This is a genomic window from Streptomyces sp. PH9007 (assembly GCF_059813725.1).
In genome coordinates, this window is sequence record NZ_CM187440.1 from 4,183,053 (window position 1) to 4,199,223 (window position 16,171).

Annotated in this window: 17 protein-coding genes; 3 read left to right on the forward strand and 14 right to left on the reverse strand. The window is 71.4% G+C overall.

What is annotated here, in order from left to right; all coding sequences use genetic code 11:
- Positions 1-223: 223 nt before the first annotated feature.
- The 9 genes from ACTFAP_RS19320 to ACTFAP_RS19360 all read right to left on the reverse strand — a co-directional run bounded on the left by ACTFAP_RS19320 (position 224) and on the right by ACTFAP_RS19360 (position 9,202).
- Positions 224-598: a DUF6113 family protein gene (locus ACTFAP_RS19320; protein WP_495681699.1), complete on the reverse strand. Its 375-nt coding sequence runs from the start codon at positions 596-598 to the stop codon at positions 224-226.
- Entirely contained in the window at positions 595-1,437 is an 843-nt protein-coding gene (gene mshB, locus ACTFAP_RS19325; protein ID WP_500466967.1) for an N-acetyl-1-D-myo-inositol-2-amino-2-deoxy-alpha-D-glucopyranoside deacetylase, read from the reverse strand. The genes ACTFAP_RS19320 and mshB overlap by 4 nt, the downstream gene beginning before the upstream one ends.
- A gap of 35 nt (positions 1,438-1,472) precedes the next feature.
- Positions 1,473-1,667 carry a hypothetical protein gene (locus ACTFAP_RS19330; RefSeq protein WP_026047610.1) on the reverse strand — a complete coding sequence of 65 codons (195 nt, stop codon included), beginning with the start codon at positions 1,665-1,667 and terminating at the stop codon, positions 1,473-1,475.
- A 162-nt stretch (positions 1,668-1,829) separates the two neighbouring features.
- Positions 1,830-2,915 carry an oligopeptide/dipeptide ABC transporter ATP-binding protein gene (locus ACTFAP_RS19335; protein ID WP_495681701.1) on the reverse strand — a complete coding sequence of 362 codons (1,086 nt, stop codon included), beginning with the start codon at positions 2,913-2,915 and terminating at the stop codon, positions 1,830-1,832.
- A complete protein-coding gene (locus ACTFAP_RS19340; protein ID WP_390117375.1) occupies positions 2,912-3,940 on the reverse strand; it encodes an ABC transporter ATP-binding protein in 1,029 nt (342 codons plus the stop codon). Before ACTFAP_RS19340 ends, ACTFAP_RS19335 begins: the two co-directional genes overlap by 4 nt.
- Before the next feature lie 16 nt (positions 3,941-3,956).
- Positions 3,957-4,934: an ABC transporter permease gene (locus tag ACTFAP_RS19345; RefSeq protein WP_030737391.1), complete on the reverse strand. Its 978-nt coding sequence runs from the start codon at positions 4,932-4,934 to the stop codon at positions 3,957-3,959.
- 105 nt (positions 4,935-5,039) lie between these two features.
- Positions 5,040-6,857 carry an ABC transporter substrate-binding protein gene (locus ACTFAP_RS19350; protein ID WP_495681702.1) on the reverse strand — a complete coding sequence of 606 codons (1,818 nt, stop codon included), beginning with the start codon at positions 6,855-6,857 and terminating at the stop codon, positions 5,040-5,042.
- A 23-nt stretch (positions 6,858-6,880) separates the two neighbouring features.
- Positions 6,881-7,864 (reverse strand): ABC transporter permease, encoded by a 984-nt coding sequence (locus tag ACTFAP_RS19355; RefSeq protein WP_500466968.1) that lies wholly within the window; start codon positions 7,862-7,864, stop codon positions 6,881-6,883.
- 369 nt (positions 7,865-8,233) lie between these two features.
- A complete protein-coding gene (locus ACTFAP_RS19360) occupies positions 8,234-9,202 on the reverse strand; it encodes a GNAT family N-acetyltransferase (protein ID WP_500466969.1) in 969 nt (322 codons plus the stop codon).
- 129 nt (positions 9,203-9,331) lie between these two features.
- On the opposite strand from ACTFAP_RS19360, the gene fdxA reads away from it, so the two are divergent.
- From fdxA to ACTFAP_RS19375, 3 genes are all read left to right on the forward strand, one after another.
- Positions 9,332-9,658, forward strand: coding sequence for a ferredoxin (fdxA, locus tag ACTFAP_RS19365; protein ID WP_019434882.1), 327 nt, complete (start codon positions 9,332-9,334; stop codon positions 9,656-9,658).
- Between the two features lie 105 nt (positions 9,659-9,763).
- A complete protein-coding gene (dapC, locus tag ACTFAP_RS19370; protein ID WP_495681704.1) occupies positions 9,764-10,906 on the forward strand; it encodes a succinyldiaminopimelate transaminase in 1,143 nt (380 codons plus the stop codon).
- A 96-nt stretch (positions 10,907-11,002) separates the two neighbouring features.
- Positions 11,003-11,323 (forward strand): hypothetical protein, encoded by a 321-nt coding sequence (locus tag ACTFAP_RS19375; RefSeq protein ID WP_495681705.1) that lies wholly within the window; start codon positions 11,003-11,005, stop codon positions 11,321-11,323.
- 64 nt (positions 11,324-11,387) lie between these two features.
- On the opposite strand, the gene ACTFAP_RS19380 is transcribed toward ACTFAP_RS19375, so the two are convergent.
- The 5 genes from ACTFAP_RS19380 to ACTFAP_RS19400 all read right to left on the reverse strand — a co-directional run bounded on the left by ACTFAP_RS19380 (position 11,388) and on the right by ACTFAP_RS19400 (position 16,157).
- Positions 11,388-11,795: a hypothetical protein gene (locus ACTFAP_RS19380; RefSeq protein ID WP_019434884.1), complete on the reverse strand. Its 408-nt coding sequence runs from the start codon at positions 11,793-11,795 to the stop codon at positions 11,388-11,390.
- A 145-nt stretch (positions 11,796-11,940) separates the two neighbouring features.
- A complete protein-coding gene (locus ACTFAP_RS19385) occupies positions 11,941-12,888 on the reverse strand; it encodes a M48 family metalloprotease (protein ID WP_495681706.1) in 948 nt (315 codons plus the stop codon).
- Positions 12,885-14,450, reverse strand: coding sequence for an MFS transporter (locus ACTFAP_RS19390; RefSeq protein WP_495684978.1), 1,566 nt, complete (start codon positions 14,448-14,450; stop codon positions 12,885-12,887). Before ACTFAP_RS19390 ends, ACTFAP_RS19385 begins: the two co-directional genes overlap by 4 nt.
- 80 nt (positions 14,451-14,530) lie before the next feature.
- The gene (locus ACTFAP_RS19395; RefSeq protein WP_495681707.1) at positions 14,531-15,076 is read right to left on the reverse strand and encodes a TetR family transcriptional regulator; all 546 of its coding nucleotides are present in this window, start codon (positions 15,074-15,076) and stop codon (positions 14,531-14,533) included.
- 88 nt (positions 15,077-15,164) lie between these two features.
- Positions 15,165-16,157: a VldE C-terminal domain-containing protein gene (locus tag ACTFAP_RS19400; RefSeq protein ID WP_495681708.1), complete on the reverse strand. Its 993-nt coding sequence runs from the start codon at positions 16,155-16,157 to the stop codon at positions 15,165-15,167.
- Positions 16,158-16,171 lie beyond the last annotated feature (14 nt).

Consider the following 16,171-nt stretch of genomic DNA (forward strand, 5'->3'; position numbering starts at 1 on the left):
GGTCTTCTTCTCCTCCGGCTGCGCCGCACCCGGCGGAGTACCGTCGTTCCCCCGGGGACTGGGGTACGGACTGTCAGTTTCACGACTCAAGGCAGGATCTCCCGGTTGGCTTCCACCGGCCGGCCCGGATTCACTGGCCGGGGCCGGGCGGCAGCCCCACCATACTGGGGTCGGCGCGAACGTACGGCCTCAGCACAGGATTGGCACATCCGTGCTCCGGGGTTCATGAACGTCCACCGGACAGCCGTTCCGGCGGCACCCAGAACATCGGGCGGCCGGCCGGTGCGAGTGCCCAACAGACTCCGGCCAGGACCATACCGCCCAGCAGGAACACGTAACTCGTCGCCCCCGACGCGAAGATGAAGTCTCCCTGCGGACGGGACGCGGTGAGGGCCAGCACGGCCAGAATCCAGCCGGCCGCCGGAGCCCCCGCCCCGGCGCGCGAACGCGTCAGCAGCGCACCACCCCAGAACAACGCCGCCGCCCCCGCGAGTGACAGCAACAGGCCCAGCGGTGACCAGCCGGCCTGGATCAGCGAACCGGCGATCCCGCCCAGCGCTCCGAGGACGGCCAGCGCCACGTATGCCGCGATTTTCATGGTGCCTCTTCCAGGCCGGCGAAGACGTCCGTCGCGCCGGGGGGTACGGGGGCGCCCGCCGCCGAAAGGTAGTACTCGGTCTCCCACAGCGGCTGGGCCAGATCGTTCGACAGGGTGAAGGAGGTGCCGTCGGCGGCCACCGTGATCTGGGTGGCGTGGGCCGCCATCGCCGCCCGCTTGGCCGCCAGCTGGGCGGCCGTGCCGGTCACGGTGATCGCCACCGCCTCCTCGGGCACCACGCCGGGCAGATCCGCCGGGGCGGCCGTCCTGGCGGAGCCCCCCAGCGAGGCCAGCCGGCGGGCGGCCTCGCGCTCGGGAAGGCAGTTGTACAGCACCCGCCCGACCCGGTGCTCCCCGGCGGCCAGTTCCGCGCCGCGCAGGGCCACCCGGTGGGCCTGGATGTGGTCAGGGTGCCCGTAACCGCCCTGCGGGTCGTAGGTGATCAGCACGTCCGGGCGGACCTCGGTGATCACCCGCGCCAGCTCCCGGGCCGGCTCGTCGGGGGCGGCGGACCAGAACGCCCCGGGCGCCCGGTTCGTCGCCAGGCCCATCATGCCCGAGTCGCGCCAGCGGCCCGCGCCCCCCAGCAGTCGGTGGTCGCGCACGCCGAGGGCCCGCATCGCGGCGGACAGCTCCCGCTCGCGGTACGGGCCCAGGGTGTTGTCGCGGTCGGCGGCCAGGTGCGCCAGCTCCGGCGGGATCACCTCACCCTCCTCGCCGAGGGTGCAGGTGACCACGGTGACCCGGACACCGGCGGCCACGGCGGCCGCCATGGTGACGCCGTTGCCGATCGACTCGTCGTCGGGGTGCGCGTGCACCAGCAGCAGGGACCTACTCATGCCCCTGAGCTTACGACGCCGTGCCGAGCGTCCGGTCAGAAGGAGAGATTGCTGATCATTCCGGCCACGCTGGAGGTCACATCATTGATGGTCGGTGCGATGTTCGAGCTGGCGAGATAGAAGCCGAACAGCACACACACCAGGGCGTGGATGCCTTTGAGACCTGCCTTCTTGATCAGCAAGAAGACAATGATCGCGAAGAGCAGCACTGCGGAGACGGAGAGCGCCACCGGGATCACCTCCATGTCGTGACCGGTTCCGGGCAGGGGGAGCGGCCCCTGAGCCGGGGTTGCCCAGAGGAATTCCTACCCATCGTGCGCAACGGATCATAACGATCAGTCAGGCGGCATGACTCGGTGCACAGGAGCAGAAGAGGGGCGCACGCCCCCGTCTCACGACGGCTCGCGCATCACGATGTCGTGCTCCCTGGCAACGGTGGACCCTTCTTCCGGGTAGTGGCAGGCGGTCAGATGGCCCGGCCCGTTGCCCTCGATCCGCACCAGCGGGGGCTCCTCGGCGGCGCACAGCTCCCGCGCCTTCCAGCAGCGGGTACGGAAGCGGCAGCCCGAGGGCGGGCTGGCCGGGGAGGGGACGTCCCCCGCCAGCCGGATGCGCTCCCGCCGCCCCCGTCCGGCCGGGGCCGCCCCCGCGGCGGCCGGCTCCTCGTCCGACAGGTCCACCTCGGGTACAGCCGACAGCAGGGCGTGCGTGTACGGATGACGTGGGCGCTCGTAGATCGCCTCCCGGTCACCGACCTCCACGATCCGGCCCAGGTACATCACCGCCACCCGCTGCGAGAAGTGCCGCACCACGGCCAGGTCGTGCGCGATGAACAGGAACGCGATGCCCAGCTCGCGCTGCACCCGGCGCAGCAGATTCACCACCTGCGCCTGGATGGACACGTCCAGGGCGGAGACCGGCTCGTCCGCGATGATCAGCTTCGGCTCCAGGGCCAGGGCCCTGGCCACCCCGATGCGCTGCCGCTGCCCGCCGGAGAACTCGTGCGGGAAGCGGTTGTAGTGCTCGGGGTTGAGGCCGACCGTCTCCAGCAGCTCCCGTACCCGTGCCTCCCGCCCGCCGGGAGGCACCAGGCCGTTGATCTCCATCGGTCCGCCGATGATGGTGCCCACCGTCTGCCGGGGGTTCAGCGAGGAGTACGGGTCCTGGAAGATCATCTGGATCTCGGAGCGCACCGGCGCCATCGCGCGCCGTCCGGCCCGGGTGATGTCCCGGCCCCGGTAGGTGATGGTGCCCGCCGTCGGGTCCAGCAGCCGCGCCAGCAGCCGCCCGGTGGTGGACTTGCCGCAGCCCGACTCGCCGACCAGGCCGAAGCTCTCGCCCGCGTGCACGGTGAAGTCGAGGCCGTCCACCGCCCGGACCGCGCCGACGGTGCGGCGGAAGGGGAAGCCGCCCTTGACCGGGAAGTGCTTGGTCAGCCCCTCGACCGTCATCAGGGGGGCGCCGGTTTCCGCGCTCATCGGCTCTGTCCTTCCAGGCGGGGTCGTACGCGTGCGTCGAACAGCGTGCGCCGCTGCCCGTCGTCCAGGTGGCAGGCCGCCCCGCGCCCGGCGGGCAGCGCGGGCCGTTCGCCCGTGCAGCGTTCGGCGGGCGTCACCGCGTCGCGGTGGGCGCAGCGCGGCGCGAACGGGCAGCCGTCCGGGGGGCTGAGCAGGGAGGGCGGGGAGCCGGGGATCGGCAGCAGCTCCTGCTCGGTGTCGCCGCCGAGGCGCGGCATGGAGCCCAGCAGCCCCCAGGTGTACGGGTGCTGGGGCCGCCGCAGGACCTCCCGCACGGTGCCGCGCTCCACGGCCCGGCCCGCGTACATCACCAGGACGTCGTCGCTGACCTGCGAGACCACCCCCAGGTCGTGGGTGATCAGGATGATCGCGGAGCCGAACTCCTGCTGGAGGTCGAGCAGCAGATCCAGGATCTGCGCCTGGACGGTGACATCCAGCGCGGTGGTCGGCTCGTCCGCGATCAGCAGATCGGGGTCGCACACCAGCGCCATCGCGATCATCGCGCGCTGCCGCATGCCGCCGGAGAACTGGTGCGGGTAGTCGTCCACCCGCCGCTGCGGGTGCGGGATGCCGACCTTGCCGAGCATCTCGATGGCCCGCTCGCGCGCCTCGCGCTTGCCGGCGCCCCGGTGTTTGCGGAACGGCTCGGCGATCTGCCGGCCGATCGTGTAGTAGGGGGAGAGCGCGGTGAGCGGGTCCTGGAAGATCATCGCGGCCTTGTTGCCGCGCAGCTGCTGCAACTGCCGTTCCCCGGCGCCGGTCAGCTCCTGCCCGTCCAGTTCGATCTCGCCGCCGATGGTGGTGGTGCGCGGGTTGTGCAGCCCCAGGATCGCCTGGTTGGCGACCGACTTGCCGGATCCCGACTCGCCGACGATGCCCAGCGTCCGGCCGCGCTCCAGCTCGAAGGAGAGCCCGTCCACGGCCTTGACCACGCCGTCCTCGGTGCCGAAGTGCACGCGCAGATCGCGTACCGACAGATAGCTCACGGATGGCTCCCGGCTCCTAGGACAGCCGCACGCGCGGGTCGATGAGGGCGTAGGCGGCGTCGACGATGATGTTGAAGACGACGATCATGAGGGCGGCGAACAGCATCACCCCCATCAGCATGGGGAGGTTGGACTTGGTGACCGAGTCGACGGCGAGCCGGCCAAGACCGGGGAGCGCGAACGTGTACTCGGTGACCATCGCGCCGCCGAACAGCGAGCCCATGTCCACGCCGATGATCGTGACGATGGGGATCAGCGAGCCGCGCCACGCGTACCGGAAGAACACGGTGGGCCGGGACATGCCCTTGGCCCGCGCGGTGCGCACGTGTTCCTCCTGGAGCTGTTCGATGAGGGTGGCGCGCGCCATGCGGGTGTAGTTCGCGGTGAAGATGGTGGACAGCACCAGCCAGGGCAGCAGCAGCCCCTTCAGCCAGCCGAGCGGGTCCTCGGTGAGGGGCACGTACTGGGGCTGCGGCAGCAGCTGCGTCTGGTAGACGAACAGCGCCAGGGCGAGGGGGCCCAGGAAGTAGATCTGCATCGAGGAGAGCACCAGCGAGGTGGAGCTCATCACCTTGTCCAGCAGCGTGCCGCGCCGCCAGGCGGCCAGCATGCCCAGGCCCAGGCCCAGCACCAGGAAGACGACCGCGCCGCCCAGGGTGAGCGAGACGGTGGTGGGCAGCCGGTCCAGGATGGTGTCCAGGACGGGGCGGTTGTCGGCGAAGGAGAAGCCGAGGCAGGGTGCGGGGCAAGGGCCGGCGGCGAAGTCACGGCCGGCGAAGATGCCGACCATGTACTCCCAGTACTGCACGGGCACGGGCTGGTCGATGCCCAGGTTCCGCTCCACGATGGCCAGCTGGTCGGGGGTGCAGACCTTGCCGCAGGCCAGCAGCGCGGGGTTGCGGGGGATCGCGTAGAAGAGGAAGAAGGTGACGGCGCTGATGATCAGCAGGATGGCGACGGCACCCAGCGAGCGCCGGAAGAGGAATCGGAGCATCTGGTAGGCAGCTTTCGGTGACAGCCGGCGCCGGGGCCGGCGACCGGGGGCGCGCACCCGGGTGGGTGGGCGCCCCCGGCCGCCGGCGGCCGATCGCGTCGCGGGTCAGTCCTGGATGACGAACAGGCGGTGCATGTCGACGGTGCTGAAGTCGTTGTTGAAGACCGCGCCGCCGATCTGCGACCCGTGCAGGATGTTCTGCTTGTAGTAGAAGAGGGGGACGCCCGGCAGGTCCTCCTCCAGAATCCGCTTCTGGAGCGCGAACCAGGCGGTGGCCGCCTCCTCGGCGTCCGACAGCAGGAGGATCCGGTCGATCTCCTCGTTGATGTAGTCCTGGTTGATGTGGCTGTAGTTGGACGCGCCGTCCTGGATGGTGCGGCCGTCGTACTGCGCCGGGATCACCGTGGCGGCCGACAGCCAGTCATGGCCCCAGTTGCTGCGGTAGATGTCGTAGCCGTTGTCGACCTGGCCGATGGTGTCGTAGTACTGCTCGGTGGGGACCTCGCTGCGGTTGACGTCGAAGCCGGCCGTCTCCAGGGCGTCGGCGATGGCCACCGCCGCCTGCTGGTCCTCGGGGGCCACGTGGTGCAGGTAGTTCAGCTCGTAGCCGACCGCGTCGGCCTCCTCCAGCAGTTCCCTGGCCCGCTCGGTGTCGCCCTGCGGCAGGGCGAGCTTGCCGTACGGGTCGTAGCCCTCCTCGTAGCCGGGCAGCAGCGGGGAGATGAAGCCGCCCGCGTAGTCGCCGCCGATGGCGCCGCCGTACGCGTTGAGCACCCCGTTGAGCGGCACGGCGTGCGCGATGGCCTCGCGGACGCGCTTGTCGGGCACCGTCTCCTGGTTGATGACGAGGGAGGCCACGAACACCTGGTAGCCGCTGACCAGCCGCTCCTGGACGGCCGGGTCCTGGACGACCTCGGCAGAGCCGGCGTCGATGCCGTTGTTGAAGCTGATGGCGTACTGGTTGTCGCCGTTGTCCGCGACAAGACGGCCGGTCGAGTCGTCCTGGCTGTGGCCGAAGGTGATCTCGTACCGGTCCGGGTAGGCGTTGCGCGCGGCGTCGGTCTCCGGCACCCAGTGCTCGTTGCGGGTGAGCGTCATGGAGCGCCCGGGGCGGAAGTCCTCGATCTGGTACGGGCCGGAGGTCAGCGGGTCCTGGTCGTACCGCTCCTGGGTGTCGCCCTCCAGCGAGACGGCGAAGTAGCCGGGCTGGGTCAGCGCGTACGGCAGGTCGTTCTGCGGCTGGGCGAAGTGGAAGACGATGGTCTTCTCGTCCGGGGTCTCCAGCACGGTGTCCGGCAGGTGGTCGCCCTCGTACGGGCCGCCGGGCAGCAGCTCGCGGTAGGCGGCACCCTCGGCGTCGGCCAGCCAGGACTGGATGAACGTCGGGCCCTGCGTGATGAAGTCCGCGAACTGGCGCTCGAAGGTGTGCCGGATGTCGGCGGAGGTGATCGGGCTGCCGTCGTTGAAGTAGATGTCGTCCTTGAGGGTGTACGTCCAGGTGCGGCCCTCGTCGGCGACGGTGCCCGCGTCGGTGGCGAGGTCGCCGACCACCGCGTACGTGCCGTCGTTGTGCAGCCGGGTGGTCGTCAGGCCGCGGTGCAGCAGCCGGGCGATGGTCATCTCGTGCGCGACGTAGACCTGCGCCGGGTCGAGGTGGTCGGGGGAGGTCTCCTGGAGGACCCGGATGGTGCCGCCGGGCTGCGCGCCCGGTACCTCCTCGGCCGGTCCCGTCGACCCGGCCGCGTCGGCGAACTCGATGGTCTGGAGGGTCTCGGGGCCGGGGTCCTTGCCGCCGTCCCCGTTGTCCGCGCCGCCCCCGCCGCCGCTGCTGCACGCGCTGAGGACCAGGGCACCGGCCAGGGCGAGGGAGGCGGCCACGGTGCCCCGCCCGGGTATGGATCTGCGTCGCGTCGAGATGGTCATGGCTGTGGTCGCACCTCACTGGGTCAGCGGTCGGACTTCGGGTCGAAGGCGTCCCGGACGGAGTCCCCGAGCAGGTTGAAGGCGACCACGAAGATCACCATCGCGATGCCGGGGAAGAACATGTAGGTGATGTCGCTCTTGTAGACCCGGGCACCGGTGGCGAACATCCGGCCCCAGTCGGGGGTGGGTTCGGTCATCCCGACCCCGAGGTAGGAGAGCGCGGCGGCGGTGGTGACGAAGCTGGGCAGCATGTAGGTCGTCTGCACCAGGGTCGGGGAGACCACGTTGGGCAGCAGTTCCTTGCGGATGATGCGCCAGGGGGAGGCGCCGGAGACCTTGGCGGCCTCGACGAACTCCCGGTCGCGCAGGGAGAGGGTGGCCCCGCGCAGAATGCGGGCGAGGGTCATCCAGCCGAGGATCCACAGCACCACGACCACCGACACCACCCGTATGTAGGTGGGGGTTTCCTGCCGCGGGTCGACGAACAGGCTGGTGACGATGGGGAGGAAGGCGACGAAGAACAGCTGGTTGGGAAAGGCCATCAGCAGATCGATGAGCCGGCTGATGGCGTAGTCCCACTTGCCGCCGAGATATCCGGCGGCGATGCCCAGCACGATCGCGGTGACGGTGGCCAGGACGGTGACGGCCAGCGCGATGAACAGCGAGGTGCGGATGCCGTACACGAGCTGGGTGAGAACGTCGCGGCCCATGAGGGGTTCGAGTCCGAACCAGAACTCGCCGTCGATACCGCCATTGGGCTTGACCGGATAGCCGTACTCATTGAGCAGGGTCGGATCGATCTGGCCGTAACGGGTGTACGGGTCCTTGCCGTAGAGCCAGGAGATGACCGGTGCCAGCAGTCCGATCGCGAAGAAGAGCAGGACGACGCAGGCGGAGGCGACCCCGACCTTGTCGCGGCGGAAACGGCGCCACATCAGCTGTCCCGGGGAGCGCCCGGTCAGCTCGGATTCGGCAGCGGCAACGGCAGCCTTCGACTGACCCGCCATCACATGACTTCCCCCCGCCCGGAATCAATACGCGTGTAGAGCGGGACTGTCGCAAGGTCGACATGGGCTCGTCAAGAGAAAGCAATGGTATAAACCTATGATGATAATTCGGGGGATCATCTTTATGCAGATGGGCAGGGCCGTCCCCTTGACTGCGCTTTCATCTTTCGGAAATGTGCTGAAAAATAGCTACCGTTGGCTTAACACGTCAGCAACCTGCCGGACCCGGCACCGATATGCGGACGCCCCAGACTGTGGCGGTACGGCCGTGCGGGTGCCGTAGCCCGGGGCGGTGCGGCGTTGACGACCGTGCCGCCCCGGGTGCCCCGGCGTCCACCGCGCGCGGAACCGGGTCGCGGCCGTCGCCCCTCAGGGCGCCGTGCGGTAGTGGTAGTGATGGTGATCCGTGAAGCCGAGCCGGTCATACACCGCGCGGGCCGCGCTGTTGCCGGTCTCCACCTGGAGATACGCCGCGCTCGCACCCTCCACCAGCGCCGTACGGGCCAGCTCGGCCATCAGTGCCGTCGCCAGCCCCCGCCGCCGGTGGGCGGCGGCCACCTCCACCGCCGCGAACCCGGCCCAGCGGCCGTCCACCACGCACCGCGCCACCGCGGCCCCCGGCACTGTGGCGAACCACACCGACGGGCCGCCGGTCAGCACCTCCCGCACCGTGTCCGGGGCCTCCCGGTGCCGGGGATAGCCCGCCAGCCAGGCGTCGGACAGCTCCCGGTGCACCCGCACCCGTGGGTCCGGCTCCCGGTCCGCCAGCGGGGCCAGCGGCGCCACCCGCAGCAGGGCGAACCTCTCCGCCCGCCAGCCGGCCCGCTCCAGCGCGGCGTCCAGCAGTTCGTCGCTGTCGCCCGCGCCCGTCGTCACCTGGAGCCGGGCGGGCAGCCCGCGCGCCGCGTACCACTCCCGGATCCGGTCCACCTCCGGTGCCCCGGGGCCGACCCGGTACGCCGAGTTGGCGCGCGCCGTCCACCCGGCCGCGGCGTTCAGCCGCCAGTCACCGATCCGCTCCGTCTCCACCCCCGGCCAGCCGCGCCCGGCGACGGCGACCAGCTCCGCCACACCCGCCGCGGGAGTGCCCCGGCGTCGCGCGGGGGCGGCGGGGACGGTCTTTCCGGCCACCACGGTGGCCTCTTCGTGCCGGATCATCTCCCCGTTCCGCCGTGTGATGCTCAGCACGCCCCCGGTCCAGGAGGTCAGTACTCCCACGGTGTCGGTGAATCGGGCCGTTCCGTCACCCTGGGCGGCGATCGTCCGAACAGAGACGCGTTTTCCCACGTCATCCGGGGTGATGCGGACCTCAAGGCGTCCGCCCATGGTGAACTCCACCGTCTTGTCCGCCCCTCGGATTACTTCTTGTCCGTTCGACCCGCGATACTAGAGGGTGAGCATCGACGACGCCGCGCTCCCGCGCGCCCAGCGGCTGATTGCCGCCCCTTACCGAGGAGGACTGACAGCGTGACCTACGTCATCGCGCAGCCGTGTGTCGACCTGAAGGACAAGGCATGCATCGAGGAATGCCCGGTCGACTGCATTTACGAGGGCCAGCGTTCCTTGTACATCCACCCGGATGAGTGCGTCGACTGCGGTGCCTGCGAGCCGGTGTGCCCCGTCGAGGCGATCTTCTACGAGGACGACACCCCGGAGGAGTGGAAGGACTTCTACAAGGCCAACGTGGAGTTCTTCGACGAGCTGGGTTCGCCCGGTGGCGCCAGCAAGCTGGGGCTCATCGAGCGCGACCACCCCTTCATCGCCGCGCTGCCCCCGCAGGAGCACGACGAGTGAGACGGTGAACGAGCCGTCGTACAACTCGTACACCTGACGTCCGGTCCCGCGCGGCAGTACCAGCCGTGCGGGACCGTCGCGTTCTCCCAGAAAGTGAGCCACCCCGTGCCGTCCCTCTTCGCCCGGCTGCCCGCCTTCCCCTGGGACAGCCTGGAGCCGTACAAGGCCACCGCCGCCGCGCACCCCGGCGGCATCGTCGACCTGTCGGTCGGCACCCCGGTGGACCCGGTGCCGGAGCTGGTCAGGGAGGCGCTGACGGCCGCCGCCGACAGCCCCGGCTACCCCACGGTGTGGGGCACCACGGCGCTGCGCGAGGCCATCCTCGGCTGGCTGGCCCGCCGGACGAAGGCGGCCGGCCTGGACCATGCCAACGTGCTGCCGGTGGTCGGCTCCAAGGAGCTGGTGGCCTGGCTGCCGACCCAGCTGGGGCTCGGCCCGGGCGACAAGGTGGCGTACCCGCAGCCCGCGTACCCCACCTACGAGGTGGGCGCCCGGCTGGCCGGCGCCGAACCGGTGCCCTACACCGGGTCCGTCACCGAGCTGGATCCGGCCGGTCTGAAGCTGGTCTGGCTGAACTCCCCGGGGAACCCGAGCGGCCGGGTGCTGGGCGTGGACGAGCTGCGGGCGGCGGTGGCCTGGGCGCGCGAGCACGGGATCCTGCTGCTGAGCGACGAGTGCTACCTGGAACTGGGCTGGGAGGCCGAGCCGGTCTCCGTGCTCGACCCGGCGGTGTGCGGCGGCCCGGTGGACGGGCTGATCGCGGTGCACTCGCTGTCCAAGCGCTCCAACCTGGCCGGCTACCGGGCGGCGTTCCTGGCCGGGGACGCCACGGTGCTGGGCGAGCTGCTCCAGATCCGCAAGCACGGCGGGATGATGCTGCCGGCCCCGGTGCAGGCCGCGATGGCGGTGGCGCTGGGGGACGACGCGCATGTGGCCGTCCAGCGTGAGCGGTACGCGGCGCGGCGCTCGGCGCTGCGGACGGCGCTGGAGGGGCGCGGCTTCCGGATCGAGCACAGCGAGGCGTCGCTGTACCTGTGGGCGACGCGGGACGAGCCGTGCTGGGAGACGGTGGCGGGCCTGGCCAAGGACGGGATCCTGGTGGCCCCCGGCGCGTTCTACGGAGAGCCGGGCGAACACTTCGTGCGGGTCGCCTTCACCGCAACGGATGAGAGAGTCGCGGAGGCAGTGCGGCGTCTGGGACAGCCGTGGGGGTCCCCCCGGCCGGAGGGCGCGGCTCTGACCGGGTGACGGTGGGAGCCGCGCGGCGGTGGGACACCGCGCGCGCGTGCCGGGGCCGCCAGACTGCCCAGGGCCTACCGTCACCACGCCTTCCGGGGAGCCCTCATGTCCCAGCCGGATGCCTTCTTGGCCGTGTGCGGCCACACCCACCTCTTCCCCGGCGCGCGCTGCCGCGTCCAGGGGCTCCCCGACACCCGGGCCTTCGCGGCGCTCCCGTGGCCGCTCGACCTGGTGCTGCGGTTCTCCGACGGGGTGGCCGCCGAGGCGGAGCTGCGCACCGGTGATCCGATGGGTCCCGCGCTCATGGTCCAGGCGCACACCACCGGCGCCGGCACCGAGATCGACGGCCGTACCTGGGTGATCCGGGAGGTCCGCCGGGCGGGCAGCGAGATCGAGCTGACGCTCGGCGGCCGCACCGGGCTGTGAGCACAGCCGTGAGCCCCCGGGGCGGGAGATACCCCGGGGGCTCAGGTGTGTGTCGGGAGCCGGGTCAGCCGATGGGCAGGCCGCCGAGCAGCTGGGTGGCGGAGGTGGGGTTGACCGGGGCGGCGGAGGTGAGGGTCTTGCCGAGCGCGCCGGCGCCCTCGGTGGCGACCTCGGCGGCCAGCTCGCCGACGACCTGCTGGGCGGCCGGGACGGTGCCCTGGATGGCGGTGTTGGCGGTCTCGCCGAGGGCCGGGAGCGTACGGTTCTCCTCGCCGGTCAGCCCGCCCGCGGTCTTGGTGACGCCCTCGACCGTGTTGCCCAGGGTGGCCGGGTCCAGGTTGGTGATCCCGTTCAGTTCCCCGTTGGTGGGCAGCCCCAGGGCGCTGGCCTGGCCGGCGGCGCCGACGAGGGGAGCGGCCGCCGCGAGGACGATCGCGGCCTTGGTCACACGGCGCTGGAGGGGGTTGGACATGATGCTCCTTGTGGCGAGAAGTGGTGCGTTGTGGTGCGTTGCCGTGCCTATCGCTCGGAAGGGCTTGGAGGTTGCGGTCTCGCCAGGTAAAGGATTGTTAATGCGTCGCATGATCATTTCGGCGCAAAAACGCTTCAGCAGCGCGTCATTGCAGCGTGGCCAGGGCGAACAGGCCCGGGCCGAAGGTGATCAGCAGCGGCAGTAAGGGCGCGAGGGCCGCCGCCGTGGCGGCCGTACGACGCCGTGCGGGGGTCAGCCGTACGGGCGGTTCGAGCAGCCGTGCCACCCGATCGCCGAGCTGCCGCCGGCTGGAGGCGCAGGACAGAACGCCCCGGTGCTCGTTCAGCTCGATCAGGGCCAGCGCCGTGTCGAGATGTCCGCAGCGGCGTGAGGCGGTGTCGTCGGCGGCGAGTTCGACCAGCCGGTGGGTCTGCTCGCAGAAGTGCGCGAACAGCGGAACCCGCGGGAAGCCGGTCGCCAGGGCACTGGACAACTGGAGCAGCCAGTCGTGCCGGGCCCTGGCGTGACCGCGTTCATGGGCGAGCACGGCGTCGAGCCGCCGCCCGGTGAGCCGCCGCAGCGCCCCCGTCGTGATCACCAGCTGGCCGGTGCCGGGCAGCCACCAGGCGTCCGGGTACTCGTCCTCCAGCACCAGCAGCGGACCGGGCGCGGCGGGCAGCAGTTCGGCCGGCAGATCGGGGGCGCGCTCGCGCAGCCGGGCGCGGCGCACCGCCCGTCGCCGGTAGGCGTCGGTGATCTCGCGGGCCAGCATGGCGGCGGTCCAGGCCGCGCCGCAGGCCAGCAGCAGGGTCAGGGCGGCCGTCCAGGTGGAGACCTCGTGCAGGTCGTACGCGGCGGTGACGGCCTCGGGCGCGGGGGCGAACACCTGCGCCCGTACGGTCTCGAACACGGCCGCCGCGCCCAGCAGCAGCGCCGCCAGACAGCACAACAGCACGGTGCCGACCAGGCATTGCCACACCCACAGGGCCACCACCGGTTCCCGGCCCGGCCAGGCGGCACGGGTCAGCGCGCGCGGCAGCAGCACCGCGGCGCTCAGGGCGGTGGCCGTGAGCAGGAGGAGACTGAGGCTCACTCCGCGGGGTCCCCCTTCGTGACCAGGTGCCCGGTCGTTCCGGCGAGTTCGCCGTCGAGTATCTCGGTGGTGCTGAGGGTCGGGGCGGGCCGGGACAGCAGCCGGGCGGTGAGGGCGGCGCCGCCCACCAGGACCACCGTAGCGATGAGCAGGGTCGCCGTATAGCCATGGTCGAAAGCCCGGTGGGCCGCCGACAGCAGCGCGCCGGCCGTGGTGCCGTCCGGGAGTTCACCGGCGGCGGCGATGGCCTGGTCCAGGCCCTCCCGCGCCGAGTCCGGGGCGTCGGCGGGCAGCCGTACGGTCGCGGTGTACAGCGCGCTGAGCATGCTGCCCAGGATCGCGACGCCGGACAGCGAGCCCAACTCGTAGGAGACCTCCTCGACCGAGGCGGCCATACCGGCCCGGTGTGCGGGGGCGTTGCCGATGATGGCGGCCGAGGCGGCGGTCATCGCCAGACCCGACCCGGCGCCCACCACCACCAGACCCGGCGTGATCCAGGCCGAGTGGTCCGGGTGCAGGGACAGGAACGGCACCATCTCGGGGGTCAGGGCGAGGGTGAGCAGGGCCCCGACGCCGGTCAGGAGCAGTCCGCCGGCGATCAGCGGGCGGGTGCCGACGCGGTGCAGCACGGCGCCGCCGATGATGCCGGCGGGCAGCGCGCCCACGGCCAGGGCCGCCACCAGCACCCCGGCCTCCAGCGGGGTCAGGCCGAGGACGAGCTGGAGGCGCTGGGTGAGCACCAGCTGGATCCCGGCGTCCGCGAACATCGCCAGACCGGCCGCCGCGATGCCGGCCATGATGCGCGGGTCGCGCAGCAGGGTGAAGTCGATCAGCGGGTGCGCCATGCCGCGCTGGCGGCGGACGAAGAGCAGGAAGCCGACGGCGGCGGCCAGCAGGGCGAGCACGACGTGCAGGGGCTGCGGGGCCGGCTTGGTGATCTCCTTGATCGCGTACACGACGCCGACCAGACCGACCATGATCTGGGTGGAGGCGAGCAGGTCCCAGGGCTTGTCCGGGTTGCCGGAGCCGCCCGGGGCGAGGAAGGCGGCGGCCACCAGGGCGATCAGCACCACGGGGACGTTGATCAGGAAGACCGAGCCCCACCAGAAGTGCTCCAGCAGCAGCCCGCCCACGATCGGGCCGAGCGCCATGCCGAAGACGGACATGGTGCCCCACACGCCGATGGCGATGCCGCGTTCGCGCTCGTCCTCGAAGGTGATGCGGATGAGGGAGAGGGTGGCGGGCATCATCGCGGCGGCGCCGACCGCCAGGAAGGCGCGGGCGCCGATCAGGACCGCGGCGTTGGGCGCGAAGGCGGCCAGGACGGAGGCCGTGCCGAACAGGACCAGGCCGATCAGGAACATCCGCTTGTGGCCGATGCGGTCGCCCAGGGTGCCGGCCCCCAGCAGCAGCCCGGCCATCACCAGGGGGTAGGCGTTGATGATCCACAGCTTCTGGGAGGCATCGGCCGACAGTTCTTCGGTCAGCGTCGGCAGAGCGGTGTACAGGACGGTCATGTCCACCGCGATCAGCAGCAGTCCCGCCGATACGGTCACCAGCATCCACCAGCGCTTGGCGCTGTGCACGTCGTTCTCCTGTCTTTCTCCGGTTGGGGGTCGGTGGGGGAAGGGCTGGGCGGCGGTCAGCCGGCGGCGGGGTCGCTCAGCTCGGTGATCCGCCGCAGCAGGGCCGCCTTGAGGGGGGCGGGCAGCGCGGCGCCGGTGGTGGCCTCGTACAGCCACATGCCGTCGGACGCCATCCTGGCCAGCAGCAGATCGAGGTCCGCCGGGTCCTCCACGTGCTCGGGCAGCGGCGCCCAGCGGTGCATGAGTTCGTCCCACAGCTGGGCGAGCGCGGGCTGGGCCACGGATTCGAGCATGAAGGTCAGATCGGCCTTGCTGGCGGTGGTGGCCGCGCCCTCGATGGTGTAGGCGACGGTGGTCTCCCGGGTGGTCGCCTGTGCCTGCGGTTTGCCGAGGGTGTCCGCCAGCCGCTCCTCCCACTGCGTGATCAGGTGCTTCTGGATGGCGATCAGCAGTTCTTCCCGGCTGGGGAAGTGGTACATCAGGCCGGCCTTGGTCACCCCGGCCTCGCGGGCGGCGGCGTCCAGGGTCAGGCCCGTGATGCCGTCGCGCTCGGTGACGCGGATGGCGGCGTCCAGGATCAGATGGCGGGAGCTGGGTCGCATACCCATAACTTTACCATCCGGAAGGTAAAGTTACGGAGGCGTGCGGAACGGCGACGGCCGGACCCCGGCGGGCCCGGCCATCACCCGGTCACTCCGTCTCCGACGTCTCCGCCCCGGACCCCGAGGTCTCCGACGTCTCCGGCGTCCCGTCCTCCACGGGCGGACCGGGCAGAATGCTCAGCACCAGCTCGTCGCCGGTACGGGCGCCCCCGACCCCCTCCAGGGCCGCGTCAGAACGCTCCTCGGCCTCCCGCCAGCCCTCCGTGGACCGCTTGGCCTCCCACACCCGGTTACCCAGCTCGATCCGCTCGATCCCCAGCTCGGCCGCGTGCGCCACCGACCAGTGCGCCAGCTCCCAGCCGCGCTGCGTGTTCTCCACCGGGGTGAGGCCCACCGCCACCAGCTCGCCGTCCCCTTCCACCGGCACCTGATCGCCGAACTCCGCCCGGATCCGGTCCCCCACCTCCACGGGCGGGAAGGGGGACACCCCCTCCTCGCCCACCGTGCAGTTCAGCGCGGCCGGCGAACGGCCGGTGAACGCGGCGGCCAGCAGCGCCGCCCGCGGCTCGTGCTTCGCGTACTCGTCGGGAAAGGCGCTGCGCTGCACCTCCTGCGCGGCGACGGTCAGCGGCTTCGTCAGATAGTCCGGGATCTCGACCAGATGGTCGTAGAACTGCCCGGCCGAGTACACCGGATCCATGATCTCCTCCACCGTGCCCCAGCCCTGGCTGGGGCGCTGCTGGAACAGACCCACCGAATCCCGGTCCCCGTAATCGATGTTGTAGAGACTGGACTCCTGCATCGCGGTCGCGATCGCTATCGTGATCGCCCGCTCCGGCAGGCCGCGCGCGGTGCCGACGGCCTGGATCGTGGCGGCGTTCGCGGCCTGCTGCGGGCGCATGGTGAACGAGGCGGTCTCCCCCTCACCCGCCACCGTGCAGTGCGGGGGCTGGGCCGGGCCGGGCGAGGACGTGTACTGGATCACGCCATAGCCGGCCACGGCCGACAGAACCAGGACGGCGGACCCGCCGCGGACCAGCCTGCGACGTCGGGGAGAAGCGGTGGGTTCGGGCACGCGCATACGGTAACGGGTCC